The 15,556-nt window shown below is 63.6% G+C and carries 12 protein-coding genes and 1 pseudogene; 6 read left to right on the forward strand and 7 right to left on the reverse strand.

Annotation, left to right across the window (positions count from 1 at the left end; all coding sequences use genetic code 11):
• Nucleotides 1–160 precede the first annotated feature (160 nt).
• The 4 genes and pseudogenes from C8267_RS07475 to tgt form a co-directional block, all read right to left on the reverse strand.
• Nucleotides 161–1,204 (reverse strand): annotated as a pseudogene (locus C8267_RS07475) (RluA family pseudouridine synthase); the annotation flags it as partial.
• Between the two features lie 371 nt (nucleotides 1,205–1,575).
• Nucleotides 1,576–2,529 (reverse strand): PASTA domain-containing protein, encoded by a 954-nt coding sequence (locus tag C8267_RS07480; RefSeq protein WP_106634242.1) that lies wholly within the window; start codon nucleotides 2,527–2,529, stop codon nucleotides 1,576–1,578.
• Nucleotides 2,530–2,542: 13 nt separating this feature from the next.
• On the reverse strand, nucleotides 2,543–3,646 hold the full coding sequence (locus C8267_RS07485) for an LptF/LptG family permease (protein WP_106634243.1): 1,104 nt from the start codon (nucleotides 3,644–3,646) through the stop codon (nucleotides 2,543–2,545).
• A gap of 71 nt (nucleotides 3,647–3,717) precedes the next feature.
• Complete coding sequence (tgt, locus tag C8267_RS07490; RefSeq protein ID WP_087362601.1) at nucleotides 3,718–4,848, reverse strand: tRNA guanosine(34) transglycosylase Tgt; 1,131 nt, start codon at nucleotides 4,846–4,848, stop codon at nucleotides 3,718–3,720.
• A gap of 349 nt (nucleotides 4,849–5,197) precedes the next feature.
• Between tgt and C8267_RS07495 the strand changes: the two genes are divergently transcribed.
• The 4 genes from C8267_RS07495 to C8267_RS07510 all read left to right on the forward strand — a co-directional run bounded on the left by C8267_RS07495 (nucleotide 5,198) and on the right by C8267_RS07510 (nucleotide 8,409).
• Entirely contained in the window at nucleotides 5,198–6,352 is a 1,155-nt protein-coding gene (locus C8267_RS07495; RefSeq protein ID WP_087362581.1) for a glycosyltransferase, read from the forward strand.
• Nucleotides 6,343–6,900, forward strand: coding sequence for an RNA polymerase sigma factor (locus C8267_RS07500; protein ID WP_087362580.1), 558 nt, complete (start codon nucleotides 6,343–6,345; stop codon nucleotides 6,898–6,900). The genes C8267_RS07495 and C8267_RS07500 overlap by 10 nt, the downstream gene beginning before the upstream one ends.
• A 301-nt stretch (nucleotides 6,901–7,201) precedes the next feature.
• On the forward strand, nucleotides 7,202–7,825 hold the full coding sequence (gene rsmG, locus C8267_RS07505) for a 16S rRNA (guanine(527)-N(7))-methyltransferase RsmG (protein ID WP_106634244.1): 624 nt from the start codon (nucleotides 7,202–7,204) through the stop codon (nucleotides 7,823–7,825).
• Nucleotides 7,825–8,409, forward strand: coding sequence for an HXXEE domain-containing protein (locus C8267_RS07510; protein ID WP_106634245.1), 585 nt, complete (start codon nucleotides 7,825–7,827; stop codon nucleotides 8,407–8,409). Before rsmG ends, C8267_RS07510 begins: the two co-directional genes overlap by 1 nt.
• Nucleotides 8,410–8,699: 290 nt before the next feature.
• Here the strand turns inward: C8267_RS07510 and C8267_RS07515 are convergent, their stop codons facing one another.
• Nucleotides 8,700–9,173, reverse strand: coding sequence for an Lrp/AsnC family transcriptional regulator (locus tag C8267_RS07515; RefSeq protein ID WP_087362577.1), 474 nt, complete (start codon nucleotides 9,171–9,173; stop codon nucleotides 8,700–8,702).
• A 46-nt stretch (nucleotides 9,174–9,219) separates the two neighbouring features.
• A complete protein-coding gene (gene kbl / locus C8267_RS07520; protein ID WP_087362576.1) occupies nucleotides 9,220–10,407 on the reverse strand; it encodes a glycine C-acetyltransferase in 1,188 nt (395 codons plus the stop codon).
• Nucleotides 10,408–11,178: 771 nt separating this feature from the next.
• Here kbl and C8267_RS07525 point away from each other — a divergent pair.
• The gene (locus tag C8267_RS07525) at nucleotides 11,179–12,441 is read left to right on the forward strand and encodes a phosphoglycerate kinase (RefSeq protein WP_106634246.1); all 1,263 of its coding nucleotides are present in this window, start codon (nucleotides 11,179–11,181) and stop codon (nucleotides 12,439–12,441) included.
• Between the two features lie 202 nt (nucleotides 12,442–12,643).
• The gene (locus C8267_RS07530) at nucleotides 12,644–14,674 is read left to right on the forward strand and encodes a M13 family metallopeptidase (protein WP_106634247.1); all 2,031 of its coding nucleotides are present in this window, start codon (nucleotides 12,644–12,646) and stop codon (nucleotides 14,672–14,674) included.
• A 288-nt stretch (nucleotides 14,675–14,962) separates the two neighbouring features.
• On the opposite strand, the gene C8267_RS07535 is transcribed toward C8267_RS07530, so the two are convergent.
• A complete protein-coding gene (locus tag C8267_RS07535; protein ID WP_087362574.1) occupies nucleotides 14,963–15,391 on the reverse strand; it encodes a thioredoxin family protein in 429 nt (142 codons plus the stop codon).
• Nucleotides 15,392–15,556: the final 165 nt, after the last annotated feature.

Below are 15,556 nucleotides of genomic sequence, written 5' to 3' on the forward strand. Positions count from 1 at the left end.
GTGTGCGGCGGTCTCAGAGCGTCTTTCCTCGCTGCGGCCCCCGGTGCTGCGGGTGCGGCTCCCGGCGTTGCGGGTGCGGTCCGGCAGAGCGGTCCGGTGTTGCGGTGCGGCCCGGAGGTTGCCCTCCCCCGGCCTGCTCACCCCCCCCCTCGATTGGAACTCAGAGCGTCTCCTCGTCGGTGCGGCCGGCCGCCACGTAGGTGTCCCACTTGGCCAGAACGGCGCGGAAATCCTCCGGCAGCTCGCTCTCGAAGCAGACCTCGCGGTGCGTCGTCGGGTGGACGAAGCCCAGCGAGCGGGCGTGGAGCGCCTGGCGCGGCATCAGCGCAAAGCAGTTCTCGATGAACTGCCGGTACTTGGCAAAGGTCGTCCCCTTGAGGATGCGGTCGCCGCCGTAGCGCGCGTCGTTGAAGAGCGGGTGGCCCTGCCAGGCCATGTGGACGCGAATCTGGTGCGTGCGCCCCGTCTCGAGGCGGCACTCGACCAGCGTCACGTAGCCGTAGCGCCGGAGCACGCGCCAGTGTGTGACGGCATGCTTGCCCTCCGAGCCGTCGGCGAAGACGTGCATCTTGAGCCGGTCCCTGGGGTCGCGGCCGATGTTGCCCGTGATGGTCCCCTCGTCCTCTTCGAAGTTGCCCCAGACGAGGGCCACGTAACGGCGGTGAATCGTATGGTCGAAGAACTGCTTGGCCAGCCGGGCGTGTGCCAGCTCGTTCTTGGCGATGACGAGCAGTCCCGAGGTATCCTTGTCGATGCGGTGGACCAGTCCGGCGCGCATGTCCCCTTCGCGGAACATCGGCAGCGTGCGCAGGTGGTAGGTCAGGGCGTTGACCAGCGTCCCCTGGTAGTTGCCGTGGCCCGGGTGGACCACCATGCCGGCCGCCTTGTTGACAATCAGCAGGTCGTCGTCCTCGTAGACGATGTCGAGCGGGATGTTCTCGGGGATAATCTCCACCTCGCGGCGCGGGTAGGGCATCACCAGCGAGATGCGGTCCAGCGGCTTGACCTTGTAGCTCGACTTGGCGGGCTTGCCGTTGACGAGGATGTTGCCGCTGTCGGCCGCCGCCTGGATGCGGTTGCGCGAGCACTTCTCCATGCGGCAGGTGAGGTACTTGTCCAGCCGGATGAGCGTCTGCCCCTTGTCGGCCGTGATGGAGAAGTGTTCGTAGAGCCCCTGCCCGCTGCCCTCATCGTCGTCACCGTCGTCGTCGCCGTCATCATCATCCGCCGCCGCCTCCGCGAGCGGCTCCCCCTTGGCTTTCGGGGTTGTGCCGGCAGGCTGAGGGGGCGTGTTGCCGGTTTCCGGGGCCGGAGTGGTTGTGGGGGCGGGCTGCGGAGCCGTGTCTCCGGCTTCCGGGGCCGGGTCGCCGGGCTGCGGAGCCGTTTTGCCGGTCAGCGGCTTCCCGCTGTCGGTTGCCGGCTCTCCGTTGTCGGATATGGACTCCCCGTCGCCTCCGGCCGGCGTGGCGATGCAGCCCCCGGTGGCCGCAGGTGCGCTGCCGTCCGGGGCGGTATGGGTGCGGAGCTCCCCGAGGGGGCCCGTCGCTTTGTGTTCGGAGTATGCCATGCTGTCGGTCAATCGAAAAATCCTTCGTCACCGCCCTCCGCGCTGCTCGTCTCCTCCGCGGCGCTGCCCGTCGCCTGCTCGAAGCGCAGGAGCGCCAGCGAGTCGGCGACATTCTGCTCGCGCTCGGCGCGCTCGCGGGCTGTGCGGGCCGCCTCCTTCTCGGCTGCGGCGCGCTGCTCGGAGGCCTTCTTCGTGTCGAGCGTCAGCCAGAGGTTCACGCGCTGGCCCAGGGCGATGCTCTGCTCGGCCGAGGGGCTCTGGCGGTAGACGCGCGCCTGCTTCTGGTTGAGCAGGTTGATGCCCTCGTCGAAGGTGACGCGCCCGACGTTGATGCCCAGCTCCCACAGGCGGCTCTTGGCCTGACGCAGCCCGTAGCCGATCACCATCGGGACGGGCGTCGTGCCCGAACCCTCCGCGACGCCCACGTAGAGCGTCACGCCCGAGCCGATTTCGGCCTCAATGCGGCTCGTCTCCAGAACGGGACGTCCGTCGCAGTACTCCTCGAGCACGTAGTTGGTCGCCATGTCGGGGCGGTAGATGAGCTCCTCAATCTCCAGCCCGGCAATCTCGAGCATGTTCTTGGCCTGGCGCAGCGAGCGGCCCGCCACGTAGGGCACCGGCACGCTCTTCTGTCGGAAGGAGTTGATGGTGACGTAGACGGTGCGTCCGGGCTTCACCTCGACGCCGCCGGCCGGCAGCTGGTCGAGGACGATGCCCCCCTCGTAGGCCGGCACGAAGAGCGAGTCGTTGACCTGCAGCTCGAGGTCGTGGCTCCGGGCCAGGCGCTGCGCTTCGTCGAGCGGGATGCCCGCGAAGTCGGGCACCGTGCGGCGTGCGCCGTGGCGCGTGCCCGCCTGCATGGCGAAGTGGGCGACGAGCGCCAGCGCCAGCATCGTCAGGACGATGAGCGTCAGGTTGTAGGCCACGGGGTGGGCCTTGAGACGTTTCCAGTAGTTTTCCATGACCTTGTACGGTTTATTTCGGCGCCTTCCGGTAGAGGTAGAGGGCTATGCCGAGGTAGATGATGTTGGGGAGCCATACGGCCAGACCGGGCGGCAGCGAGCCGCTCTTGGCGAACTCCTCGAAGAAGCGGTTGAAGAGGATGTAGGAGAAGCAGAGCGCCGTGCCGATGCCGATGTGGAGCCCCGTGCCGCCGCGCACCTTGCGCGATGAGAGCGAGACGCCGATGAGCGTCAGGATGAAGGTCGAGAGCGGGTAGGCGTAGCGGGCGTGCTTCTCCACCTCGATGATGTTGATGGAGTCGGAGCCCTTGGCCTTCTGCTGGTCGAGGAACTCGTTGAGCTTCGAGATGTTCATCGTCTGAATCAGCTCGTTGATGCGCCCCAGCTCGGTCACCTCGAGGTTGATGAGCGTGTCGAGGTTGCGGTGCTGGCGGAACTGCTCGACGCCCAGCGAGTCGAAGCTGCGGGTGGTGTAGCGCAGTGCCGTCCAGCGGTGGGTCTCGGGGTCGAAGGTGACGTCGGCCGCCTCGAGCGACTGGGTCATCGTGCCGTCGGCGTAGTGCTCCAGCGCGAAGAACGAGGCCTTGTTGTTGCTCTCGGAGTAGCCGCGGATGTAGGCGAAGGTGCCGGGCTCAATCTGGCGGTAGATGTGGCGGTCGAACTGGGCGTTGCGCTTGCGCTTGACGTACTGCGACTCGAAGTCGACAATCTCCTTCTGCGAGATGGGGATGAGCCAGAGGTTGAGCACCAGCGAGAGCGAGCCGATGATGAAGGCCCCCAGGAAGTAGGGCCACATGAGCCGCCGGAAGGACATGCCTCCCGAGAGCATGGCGACGATTTCGGTCTGGTAGGCCATCTTCGAGGTGAAGAAGATGCAGGCGATGAAGGTGAACAGACCGCTGAACTGGTTGATGAAGAAGGGGATGAAGTTGAGGTAGTACTGAAAGATGATTTTCTTGAGCGGGGCCTTCAGTTCGGTGAAGTTGTCGAGCTTCTCGACATAGTCGAAGAGCACCACCACGATGATAATCATGGCGATGGCGAAGAAGTAGGTCGAAAGGAACTTCCCCAGTATGTAGCGGTCCAGAATCTTGAACCCCGGGAATTTGAATTTCATCTCCTCGTTCCGTTGAAGTTATGGTCTTGTTACGTTCATCCTGCAGCGTGCATGCCTTCGGCGGCGCCGGGTCAGAGGCGGCGCGAGAGGCGGGGTATCATCAGCTCCTTCCAGGCGGCGAAGTCCCCTGCGGCGATGTGCTCGCGGGCCATCCCCACCAGCCGCAGGTAGAAGGCGATGTTGTGCAGCGAGGCAATCTCGGCGGCCAGCATCTCGCCGCAGACGCAGAGGTGGTGCAGGTAGGCCTTCGAGTAGAGCCGGTCGACGAAGGCCGTCCCTTCGGGGTCGATGGGCGAGAAGTCTGCCTCCCACTTCTTGTTGCGGATGTTGATGATGCCCTCGGCCGTGAAGAGCTGTCCGTTGCGGCCGTTGCGCGTCGGCATCACGCAGTCGAACATGTCCACGCCGCGGGCGATGCCCTCGAGGATGTTGACCGGCGTGCCGACCCCCATCAGGTAGCGGGGGCGCCCCTCGGGCAGCACGGCGTCGACCACCTCGAGCATCTCGTACATCTTCTCGGCCGGTTCGCCCACGGCCAGGCCGCCGATGGCGTATCCGTCGGCGTCGTAGCGCATGGCATCCTCGGCCGCGGCGATGCGCAGGTCGGGGTAGGTGCACCCCTGCACGATGGGGAAGAGCGCCTGGTAGTGGCCGTAGCGGGGCGCCGTCTGGTGGTAGCGGTTGAAGCAGCGTTCGAGCCAGCGCTGGGTGAGCGCCAGCGACTTGGCGGCGTAGTCGCGCGGCGAGTCGCCCGGCGGGCACTCGTCGAAGGCCATCATGATGTCGGCGCCGATGGTGCGCTCGGTGTCGATGACGCTCTCGGGGGTGAACAGGTGCTTCGAGCCGTCGATGTGCGAGCGGAAGTGGCACCCCTCCTCGCGCAGCTTGCGGCAGGCGGCCAGCGAGAAGACCTGGAAGCCGCCGCTGTCGGTGAGCATCGGCCCCTCCCAGGTCGAGAAGCGGTGCACGCCGCCCGCCTGTTCGATAATCTCCATGCCGGGACGCAGGTAGAGGTGGTAGGTGTTGGCCAGAATAATCTGGGCGTGAGCCTCGTCGCGCACATCGCGGTGGAAGAGCCCCTTGACGGTGGCGGCCGTACCGACGGGCATGAAAATCGGCGTGCGAATCACGCCGTGGTCGGTCGTGAGCTCGCCGGCACGGGCCCGCGAAGCGGGGTCCCGGTACTGAAGGGTAAATTGCATGCTCATACTGTCCCGCAAAAGTAGGGAAAATAATGCGAATTATGAATTTTGCGCCGCGATTTGTTGCCCGCCGCCCGTGTTGCCGTCCGCGCCGGGGTGCGACCGCCCGCTCCGGCTCCCGTGAAGTGGCCTGCTCCGGCTCCCTGCTCCGGCCCCCCTGTTCGCCCTCTTCGCCGCCTCTTCGCCGCCTCTTTGCCGCCTCTTCGCCGCCTCTTCGCCGCCCTCTTTGCACCCCCTCCACGCCCCCGGGGCCCCGCCCCGCGCTGCCGTGAAATTTATTCCCGTCCCGAACGCCCGAATGTCTGAATTGTTTCGTACCTTTGCCCCTGTTTCCGAACGGTTCGAACATATGCAATTCATCGATACGGTTCTCTCCTATTGCGGCTGGACGGGCGTGGCCCTCGCTGCGGTGCTGCTGCTCATGCTCGGCATCCAGCTCTACTACTACCTCGTCGCCTACGGCCGCATCCCCGGCTACAAGAACAGCCGCCGCCGTCGGGTGCTCGACCACGAGCCTCCCATCTCGGTGGTAATTCCTATGTTTTCGGAGGATTACGCCTTCGTCGAGGAGCGCCTCTCGCTCATTCTGGCCCAGAGCTACCCCGATTTCGAGGTGGTGATTGTCTACGTGGGTCAGGACAACGACTTCTACGCCGAGCTGCGCCGTCTGGGCAGCTCCTTCCCGCGCATCACGACCACCAAGATTCTGCTCGACCCGCGCTTCCCGATTTCGCGCAAGATGGCGCTCAACGTCGGCATCAAGTCGGCCCACTACGAGCATCTGGTCCTCACCTCGACCGACGCCATGCCGCGCAGCGACCGCTGGCTCTCGCTCATGGCCAAGGGCTTCCTCACGGGCGACATCGTCATCGGCTACTGCGGCATGGAGCGCGGACGGGGTCTGGCCAACTACTTCATGCGCTGCTGGCGGATGATGCACGCCGCCGACTGGCTGGCGCGGGCCATCGCCCGCCGCCCCTACAAGGGCATCTTCCACAACTTCGGCTTCACCAAGAAAATCTACTTCGACGCCAACGGCTTCAACCACCTCAACATGAACATCGGCGAGGACGACCTCTTCATGCAGCAGGTGATGACGCGCGACAACGTGAGCGTCGTCCTCTCGCCGCGCGCCACCCTCAGCCAGAAGGCGTGGGGCGGCATGGGGTGGTGGATGAGCCAGCTGCGCTACTACGGCTCGTCGTTCCGCTTCTACCCGGGTGCGGTCAAGCGCTTCATCCGCTTCGAGCTCCTCTCGCGGCTGCTCTTCTGGGTGGCGGCCGTTGCGGCGCTGGTGCTCATGCCGCTCGAATACAAGCTGGCGGTGGTCTTCCTGCTCCTCGCTCGCTACGTGGTCGTGGCGCTCGAGGTGCGGCGCATCGCCCGGCGTCTGGGCGAGGAGGGGCTGGTGCGCACCTACTTCCTCTATGACCTGCTGAGCCCCTTCTATGCCGCGGTGCTGAGCCTCATGCTCCGCCGCAAGGACGAACGCGTATGGAGATAGCCGACTACATCGTTGCCGAGGACCGCGAACTGGTGCGGCTGGCGCTCGGAGGGGACGACGTCGCCTTCGAATACCTCTTCGACCGCTACCGCGAGGCCATCCACCGCCTCTTCGTGCAGCGGCTCGGAGGCACCGACGGCGCCGACGACCTGCTGCAGGAGACCTTCATCAAGGTCTACATCAACCTCCACCGCTACCGTCCCGACTACACCTTCGGGCAGTGGCTCTACACCATCGCCCGCAACACCTTTATCGACTACGTGCGCAAGCGTCAGGAGGAGCTCCCCATCGACGAGCGCTTCGCCTCGCCGCCGTCGCCGACGCCGACCCCCGAGGAGCGCTTCATCAACCTGCAGCAGCGGACGCAGCTCGAACACTACCTTGAGCAGCTCACGCCGCGCTACCGCGAGCTGATACGGATGCGCTTCTTCGACGAGTACTCCTACGAGGAGATAGCCACCAAGCTGGGGCTCCCGCTCGGGACGGTCAAGACGCAGATTCACCGCGCCCGCGAGCAGATGTGCCGTCTTATCGCCCGGGGCGAGTAGGCGGGGCGCGAGCCGTTCGGGGGAGCAAATAATCCGGGGACGCGGGCAGTTGGAAAACCAGCTTCGGCCGCCGACTGCCGCGACAACCTGCAACGAGACAGAGCCCGAAAAAACCGGAAAGCCTGCTTCGGCCGTCGACTGCCACGGAACCCGCCGCGAAACAGCGCCCGAATCCCCGAAAAACCGGATAACCCCCGAATCTCTGGAAAATTCTGGAAAATCCCCGGAAGACCCCGGAAAAATGCGAACATAGAGCCCGGACACCACGCAACCGAACCACACACCGAAACATATCCCGGCCATGGAACTGATACTGAAATACTTTCCCGACCTGAGCCCCGAGCAGTGCGACCGCTTTGCCGCCATGTACGACCTCTACGCCGACTGGAACGCCAAAATCAACGTCGTCTCGCGCAAGGACTTCGACCAGCTCTACCTGCGCCACGTGCTCCACTCGCTGGCCATCGCGCGGGTCTGCCGCTTCGATGCCGGGGCGCGCATCCTCGACGTGGGGTGCGGCGGCGGCTTCCCGTCGGTGCCGCTGGCGGTCCTCTTCCCCGAGGCGCACTTCGTGGCGGCCGACTCCATCCGCAAGAAAATCACGGTGGTCGAGGGGGTCCGCTCGTCGCTCGGACTGACCAACCTCGAGGCGCGCTGCGTGCGGGTCGAGCAGCTCACCGAGCGCTTCGACTACGTCATTTCGCGCGCCGTGACTGAGATGGCGACCTTCGTGGGGTGGATTTGGAACCGCATCGAGCGGGGACAGCACGGCACGCTGCCCAACGGAATCCTCTACCTGAAGGGGGGCGACCTGGCCGAGGAGCTGGCCGCCACGCACCTCAAGTGGCAGCTTTTCAACATCTCCGACTTCTTCGACGAGGAGTTCTTCGCCACCAAGCGCGTGGTCTATACCCCCAAGGTGTGATGTCTGCGGCCCCTTCGATGCTCTTGCCGGCGGGGTGGCTGCTCTGGCTCTTTCCCTGCTGCTTTCTGCTGCACGAGGCCGAGGAGTGTTTCGGTCTTTTGGGCCGTGGCGGCGGACTTCCCGAATGGGTGCTCCGGAACCGCAGGATGTTGACGGCCCGTCATCCCCGTCTGGGGGCGCTCTTTGCCCGATTGGGGCGGATTTCCCGAGGCTGGTTTGCGGCCATTGCGCTCGAAGAGAGCCTTTTGGTGGTTGCTGCGACCCTTTATGCGGCCCTTTCGTGTGATTTGCGCCCCTGGCTGGCTCTGTTTGCGGCTTTTCTGCTGCATCTGCTTCTTCACGGACTTCAAGCGCTCGTCGTAGGGTGCATGTTTCCCGGAATGGTCTCGGCAGTCGTGGCTTTGCCGGCGGGCGCCCTGATTTGGGGCGTGGCGGTTGCGCGCAGCGGCTTGTCCGTTGGGGAGGTGTTCTGCTGGAGCATCGGCGGAGCGCTCTTTGCCGGATTTAATCTGGCGGTGATGCATCGTCTGGCGGAACATGCAGCGGCAGACCGAAGGGCGGGGCGCGGCAAATCGTGCCGGTGAGGGAAGTCCTGCCGGATGAAAACAGCAGGGGCGGAAGCATTTGTGCTTCCGCCCCTCTCTGTCAATGGGGGTCGATGCGGTCCGCAGCGTGCGGCCGGGTGTTGCAGCCTGTGGGCCCGCGACTCGTGTCCGGGTGTTGCTGGCCTTCGGCTCCTTGGTCCTCCAGCTTCTCAGCCTCTGACCCTTCAGCTCCTCCGGCCCTCCGGCCCTCCGGCTCCTCGGCACGCTCCCGGCCCCTCGGTTCCTAAGTTCCTCGTCTCTTCGGCCCCTCAATCGCCCCTCCCCGGGTGCTACTCCTCGATGAAGTCGACGTTCACCTGACGCTGGAACGCCTCCTGGAGCGAGATGAAGGTCTCGGTGGTGGAGACGCCCGGAATGCGGAGAATCCCGTCGAAAATCGTGCGCATCAGATGCTCGTTGTCCAGACAGTAGAGCTTTGCCAGGATGTTGTAGCTGCCCGTGATGAAGTGACACTCCACAATCTCGGGCACGTCGCGCAACTTCTCCATCGTCTGCATGAGCTGCTGCGGGTCCTTGATGATGATGCCGATGTGGGCACACACGTCGAATCCCAGCATCTTGGGGTCGACGATGAGGCGGCTGCCCAGAATGACCCCCGATTCGTCCAGCTTGCGGATGCGCTGATGGATGGCGGCCCCCGAAATGCCGCATTCGCGGGCAATCTCGAGGAACGGCATGCGGGCGTTCTTAATCAGGAACTTCAGAATTTTCCGGTCGATGGCGTCCAGTGCGATTTTCGGCATGGCTGTGTCGTGTTGGTTAAGGTTGAACGGATTGGGGCGGCGGAGCCTACTTGAGGATGTTGAGCTCCTTGCCCACCTTGATGAAGGCTGCGATGCAGCGGTCGAGCTGCTCGAAGGTGTGTCCGGCCGATACCTGCACGCGGATGCGGGCCTGGCCCTTCGGCACGACGGGGTAGTAGAAGCCCGTCACGAAGATGCCTTCGTCCTGCAGACGTGCGGCAAAGTCCTGCGAGAGCTTGGCGTCGTAGAGCATCACGGCGCAGATGGCCGACTGCGTGGGCTTGATGTCGAAGCCGGCAGCCATCATCCCCTTGCGGAAGTGCTCGACGTTGGCCACCAGACGGTCGTGAATCTCGTCGCTCTCGGCCAGCATGCGGAAGAGCTCGATGCCGGCACCCACCACGGCGGGGGGCAGCGAGTTGGAGAAGAGGTAGGGACGCGAGCGCTGGCGCAGCAGGTCGATGATTTCGCGGCGGCCCGTCGTGAAGCCGCCCACGGCGCCGCCGAAGGCCTTGCCCAGCGTGCCGGTGAGGATGTCGACCTGGCCGCGCAGGTTGAAGAGCTCTGTAATGCCGCGGCCCGTCTTGCCCAGCACGCCGGCCGAGTGGCACTCGTCGACCATCACCAGCGCGTCGTACTTCTCGGCCAGGGCGCAGATTTTGTCGAGCGGAGCGGCGTTGCCGTCCATCGAGAAGACGCCGTCGGTGACGATGATGCGGAAGCGCTGCGCCTGGGCGCGCTTGAGGCACTCCTCCAGTTCGGCCATGTCGGCGTTGGCGTAGCGGTAGCGCACGGCCTTGCACAGACGCACGCCGTCGATGATGGAGGCGTGGTTGAGGGCGTCGGAGATGATGGCGTCCTGCTCGGTGAAGAGCGGCTCGAAGACACCGCCGTTGGCGTCGAAGCAGGCGGCGTAGAGAATCGTATCCTCGGTGCCGAAGAAGTCGGAGATGGCCTTTTCGAGCTCCTTGTGGATGTCCTGGCAGCCGCAGATGAAGCGGACGGAGGACATGCCGAAGCCGCGGGCGTCCATCGCGCGCTTGGCCGCCTCAATCAGACGGGGGTTGTCCGAGAGGCCGAGGTAGTTGTTTGCACAGAAATTCAGTACCTTGCGACCGCCGACCTCGATTTCGGCGCGCTGGGGCGAACAGATGATGCGTTCGTTCTTGTAGAGGCCCGCGGCCTTGATGTCGGCGAGCTCCTGTTGCAGATGGGCTTTGATTTTTCCGTACATGATTCGTTATGGTTTTAAGGTTTTTGGCTTGTTTGGGGTGACAATCTGTTAGCAAAGATAGGTATTTTTCTGGAAAAGAGGTATTTTCGGTGAAATATTTTCATTTTTGCGGTTACAATCTGTTATCCGCCGGGGCGGAAACGCCGGTTTTTCGGGCGTAATGCGCTGTAAACCAGACGTTGCAAGCCCTACGGGTTGTCGGGCCGCATCCTGCCGTTTTTTGTCGTTTTCTGTCGTTTTCTGTCGTTTTTTTGCCGTTTCGTCCCGCCTTCCCCGCCGTCCGCTCCTCCTGTCTTCCCCGCCGTCCGCTCCTCCTGTCTTCTCCGCCGACCGCTCCTCCCGTCTTCCCCGCCGACCGCTCCTCCTGTCTTCTCCGCCGTCCGCTCTTGTCTTCTCCGCCGTCCGCTCCTCCCGTCTTCCCCGCCGACCGCTCCTCCTGTCTTCTCCGCCGTCCGCTCTTGTCTTCTCCGCCGTCCCCTCTTCCCTTTTTCCGCGCGCCCTCCCGCTCCGGCTCATTATATTATATTATTGTGCGCCCTTCCGGGAACGGCGCCGTTCCGTGTTCTGTCCTTCGCCTCGCCCGCGCCTCTTCCCTCTCGCGCCTCTTCCCTCCCACGCCTTGCCCGTGCCCCTTCCGCGCCCCGTTTCCGCCTCCTCGCAACATATTTTTCTGTTATCGGACTAACGGAATCCGAAATATTTCCGTAAATTTGTCACGGAAAAATCCGCAAAGCAATAGGTTTCAACTAAAATACTTAAAAATCAACAGCTATGATTTCGATTGACAACTACGATTTCAAAGGCAAACGCGCGATTATCCGCGTGGATTTCAACGTGCCCCTCAACGAGAAGGGCGAGGTGACGGACGATACCCGCATCCGTGCCGCCATCCCCACCATCAAGAAGGTGCTCGCCGAAGGCGGCGCCGTGATTCTGATGTCGCACATGGGCCGTCCCAAGAAGAATCCCGACCCCAAATATTCGCTCGAGCAGATTATCCCCGCCATCGAGAAGAACCTGGGCGTGAAGGTCCAGTTCGCCGGTGACTGCATGGGTGAGAAGGCTGCCCGGATGTGCAAGGAGATTAAGCCGGGCGAGGTCGTACTGCTCGAGAACCTCCGCTTCTACGCCGAGGAGGAGGGCAAGCCCCGCGGCCTGGCCGAGGATGCCGCCAAGGAGGAGAAGGATGCCGCCAAGAAGGCCCTCAAGGAGGGTCCCCAGAAGGAGTTCGTCAAGAAGCTGGCTTCGTATGCCGACTGCTACATCAACGACGCCTTCGGTACGGCTCACCGCAAGCACGCTTCGACCTATCTGATTGCCAAGTACTTCCCCAATGACAAGATGTTCGGCTACCTGATGGAGAAGGAGGTCAAGGCCATCTCGTCGCTCATGGAGCACCCGGCACACCCCTTCTGCGCCATCATCGGCGGTTCGAAGGTTTCGACCAAGATTGGCGTCATCAAGTCGCTCATCGAGAAGGTTGATTCGATTGTCATCGGCGGCGGTATGACCTACACCTTCGCCGCAGCCCAGGGCGGCAAGGTCGGCAACTCGATTTGCGAGCCCGACATGTTCCCCGTGGCCCTCGAGATTCTCGAGCTGGCCAAGCAGAAGGGTGTCAAGCTCGTCATGTCGCCCGACGCCCTGATTGCCGACGCCTTCTCGGCCGACGCCAACACCTCGACGGCCCCCGCCAACAACATCCCCGACGGATGGGAAGGCGTCGACATCGCCGACGAGGGCAAGAAGATTTTCCGCGAGCACATCCTCGGCTGCAAGACCATTCTGTGGAACGGCCCCGTGGGTGTCTTCGAAATCGACAAGTTCGCAACGGGTTCGAAGGAGGTGGCGCTCGCCATCGCCGAGGCTACCAAGAAGGGCGCCTACTCGCTCATCGGCGGCGGCGACTCGGTTGCCTGCATCAACAAGTTCGGTCTGGCCGACCAGGTTTCCTACATCTCGACGGGCGGCGGCGCGCTGCTCGAGTACATCGAGTTCGGTGACCTGCCGGGTGTAGCGGCCATCCGTGACTAAACAAGCAGGGGGCCGTCTCTTGCGGCCCCCTGTTTGATTTTACCCCGACCTCAAAACTTCGGAACCCGACGGCACGGGCCGCCTCCGGAGCGGCGCCTCCCCGCAAGGGGATGCCTCCGCCTCTGCTGCCCGAGGCAGGGTGCACCACCGCCCGCCGCCCGCAGCTGCGACCGCCTGCATGCCGCACAACAAAAACCAACACATGAAGAAAATCATTTTCCTTGCAGCTATGGCTTGTATGGCTTCCGCCTGCCAGAACAATGCGCCCAAGACGCCGGCCATCGACGTGTCGAACATGGACCTCACGGTGGCTCCCAACGTCGACTTCTATCAGTACGCCACCGGCGGGTGGCAGGCCAAAAACCCGCTCAAACCCGAATATTCGCGCTACGGTGCCTTCGACGTAATCGGCGAGAACAACCAGAAGCGCATCAACGACCTCTTCCAGGAGATGACGAAGATGGAGGCGGCCAAGGGGAGCGTCGAGCAGAAAATCTCGGACCTCTACAAGATGGGACTTGACTCCGCACGGCTCAACGCCGAGGGTGCCGCCCCCATCCAGAGCAAGCTCGGCGAACTGCTCGCCATCACGGACCGCGCACAGCTGACGGGGGCCATTGCCGACCTGCACCGTTCGGTGGGCAACCCCTTCTTCTCGATGGGCGTCGAGGCCGACCTGATGAACAGCAACGTCAACGCCCTCTACGTCTCGCAGAGCGGTCTGGGCATGGGCACGCGCGACTACTACGTCGACGAGTCGAATGCCGGCATCAAGAAGGCCTACGGTGAGATGCTCGCCCGTCTGTTCCAGCTGGCGGGCCTCGAGCAGGCCGAGCAGGCCGCAGCCGACGTCGTCTCGCTCGAGACGCGCCTGGCCGAGAAGATGTGGTCGAACGTCGAGCTGCGCAACATCGTCGCACAGTACAACCCCATGTCGAAGGCCGACTTCGAGAAGACTTACGACGCCATCGACTGGCCGGCCTACTACGAGAAGATGGGCGTCGGCGCCTTCGACACGGTCATCGTAACCACGCCGTCGGCCATCGCCAACGTCAACGAGCTGCTCAAGAGCGCCACGCTCGACGAGCTGCGCTACTACCTGGCCGCGCAGTACGTCACGGCGGCCGCTCCCTACCTGAGCGACGATTTCCAGCAGGCGTCGTTCGACTTCTTCGGCAAGGTGATGTCGGGCCAGCAGGAGATGAAGCCCCGCTGGAAGCGCGCCATGTCGGTGCCCAACAACACGCTGGGTGAGGCCGTGGGCGAGATGTACGTGGCCCGCTACTTCCCGGCCAAGGAGAAGGAGCGCATGCTCGCACTGGTGAAGAACCTCCAGACGGCCCTCTCGGAGCACATCGCCGCCCTCGACTGGATGTCCGACGCCACGAAGGCCAAGGCTCAGGAGAAGCTCTCGACCTTCACCGTGAAAATCGGCTACCCCGACAAGTGGAAGGACTACACGACGCTCGAGATTGACCCCTCGAAGAGCTACTGGGAGAACATCGTCAACGCCAGCGCCTGGTATACGGCCGACAACATCACGAAGCTGGGCAAGCCGGTCGACCGCGACGAGTGGCACATGACGCCGCAGACGGTCAACGCCTACTACAACCCGACGACCAACGAAATCTGCTTCCCGGCCGCCATTCTTCAGCCGCCGTTCTACAATCCCGATGCGGATGATGCGGTCAACTACGGCGCCATCGGCGTGGTAATCGGCCACGAGATGACCCACGGATTCGACGACCAGGGCCGTCAGTTCGACAAGGACGGCAACATGAACAACTGGTGGACCGAGGAGGATACGGCCGCCTTCAACGAGAAGGCCGCCGTGCTGGTCAAGCAGTTCGACGCCATCGAGGTGCTTCCGGCCAAGGACGGCCAGCCGGCACTGATGGCCAACGGTTCGCTCTGCCTGGGTGAGAACATCGCCGACCAGGGCGGTCTGCGCGTGGCCTGGACGGCCTTCCACAACTCGCTCGAGGGCAAGGAGGCTCTGGCGCCCATCGACGGCTTCACGGCCGACCAGCGCTTCTACCTGGCCTATGCGACGCTGTGGGGACAGAACATCCGCGACGAGGAGATTGCCCGTCTGACGAAGCTCGACGTGCACTCGCTGGGCAAGTGGCGCGTCAACGCCACGCTGCGCAACCTGCAGAGCTTCTACGACGCCTTCGGCATCACCGACGGCCCGATGTTCCTGCCCGAGTCCGAGCGCGTGATTATCTGGTAGCGCGGGTAACGCGACCCGGGGCGGAGCAGAGCGGTCGGGGCTGCATTACAGTCTGTTTTTAGACCCGTACTCCAGTCCGTACTCCAGCCCGCACTTCGGCCTGCATTTCCGGCCTGAGACTTCGGTCCGGGATTCTGGCCCGCATCCCGGTCATCATTTGCATCCCGCCCCGAGCGTCATAAACGAAAGATTCCCGAATCCCTCATGAGGGGTTCGGGAATCTTTTTTGTGTGTGGCGTGCCGGTGGAAGGCGCGGAGCGGACAATGGCGCGGGAAAGTGCGCGGCGGCTATTGCTGCTCCGGCTCCGCGGGCAGGGTGTCGAGGATGCGCTTTACCTCGGCCATGAACCGCTCGGGGTCGGTGGCTCCGCGGATGCGGCCGAGCAGCTCGCCCTCGGTATTGAAAATCAGATAGAGCGGCACCCTGCGGTTACCGTAGCGCTTCAGCAGCTCGCGGCCCGTCGTCTTGTCGATGTCGTACTTGGCGCAGACGAAGTGCTGCTCCATGAATGCGCCGACGTCGCTGCGCGAGAAGACCTCGCGCTCCATCATTTGGCAGGGCGGGCACCAGGTGGCGAAGAGGTCGATGAAGACCAGTTTGTTCTGCTCGACGGCCTGACGGCGCACGCCGTCGGTCGAGCGGGTCATGAAGCGGACCTGGGCTTCGGCCCCGACGGCGCCGAGCAGCAGCAGGAAGAGTAAAAGAATGCGTTTCATGGAGGTGGTGTTTTAGGGTGGTTAATGGTTGCGGATGTGATAAGGATTGCGGTTTCAGATGAAGTTGAGGCCGTGGCGCCTGCCGCGTTTGCACCGTTCCGGAGGCGGCGATATTCTGCTGTTGCGGAGCTCAATCGGCAAAAATCACTCCGGATTTGCTCCGGA

Origin of the sequence: Alistipes sp. Marseille-P5061, from assembly GCF_900290115.1 — a bacterium.
GTDB classification, from domain to species: Bacteria; Bacteroidota; Bacteroidia; order Bacteroidales; family Rikenellaceae; genus Alistipes; species Alistipes excrementigallinarum.

Bases quoted from the DNA above. Each gene is read 5' to 3' on its own strand.
- C8267_RS07480 (WP_106634242.1), bottom strand. From the start codon at position 2,529: ATGGAAAACTACTGGAAACGTCTCAAGGCCCACCCCGTGGCCTACAAC.
- C8267_RS07485 (WP_106634243.1), bottom strand. From the start codon at position 3,646: ATGAAATTCAAATTCCCGGGGTTCAAGATTCTGGACCGCTACATACTG.
- tgt (WP_087362601.1), bottom strand. From the start codon at position 4,848: ATGCAATTTACCCTTCAGTACCGGGACCCCGCTTCGCGGGCCCGTGCC.
- C8267_RS07495 (WP_087362581.1), top strand. From the start codon at position 5,198: ATGCAATTCATCGATACGGTTCTCTCCTATTGCGGCTGGACGGGCGTG.
- C8267_RS07500 (WP_087362580.1), top strand. From the start codon at position 6,343: ATGGAGATAGCCGACTACATCGTTGCCGAGGACCGCGAACTGGTGCGG.
- rsmG (WP_106634244.1), top strand. From the start codon at position 7,202: ATGGAACTGATACTGAAATACTTTCCCGACCTGAGCCCCGAGCAGTGC.
- C8267_RS07510 (WP_106634245.1), top strand. From the start codon at position 7,825: ATGTCTGCGGCCCCTTCGATGCTCTTGCCGGCGGGGTGGCTGCTCTGG.
- C8267_RS07515 (WP_087362577.1), bottom strand. From the start codon at position 9,173: ATGCCGAAAATCGCACTGGACGCCATCGACCGGAAAATTCTGAAGTTC.
- kbl (WP_087362576.1), bottom strand. From the start codon at position 10,407: ATGTACGGAAAAATCAAAGCCCATCTGCAACAGGAGCTCGCCGACATC.
- C8267_RS07525 (WP_106634246.1), top strand. From the start codon at position 11,179: ATGATTTCGATTGACAACTACGATTTCAAAGGCAAACGCGCGATTATC.
- C8267_RS07530 (WP_106634247.1), top strand. From the start codon at position 12,644: ATGAAGAAAATCATTTTCCTTGCAGCTATGGCTTGTATGGCTTCCGCC.
- C8267_RS07535 (WP_087362574.1), bottom strand. From the start codon at position 15,391: ATGAAACGCATTCTTTTACTCTTCCTGCTGCTGCTCGGCGCCGTCGGG.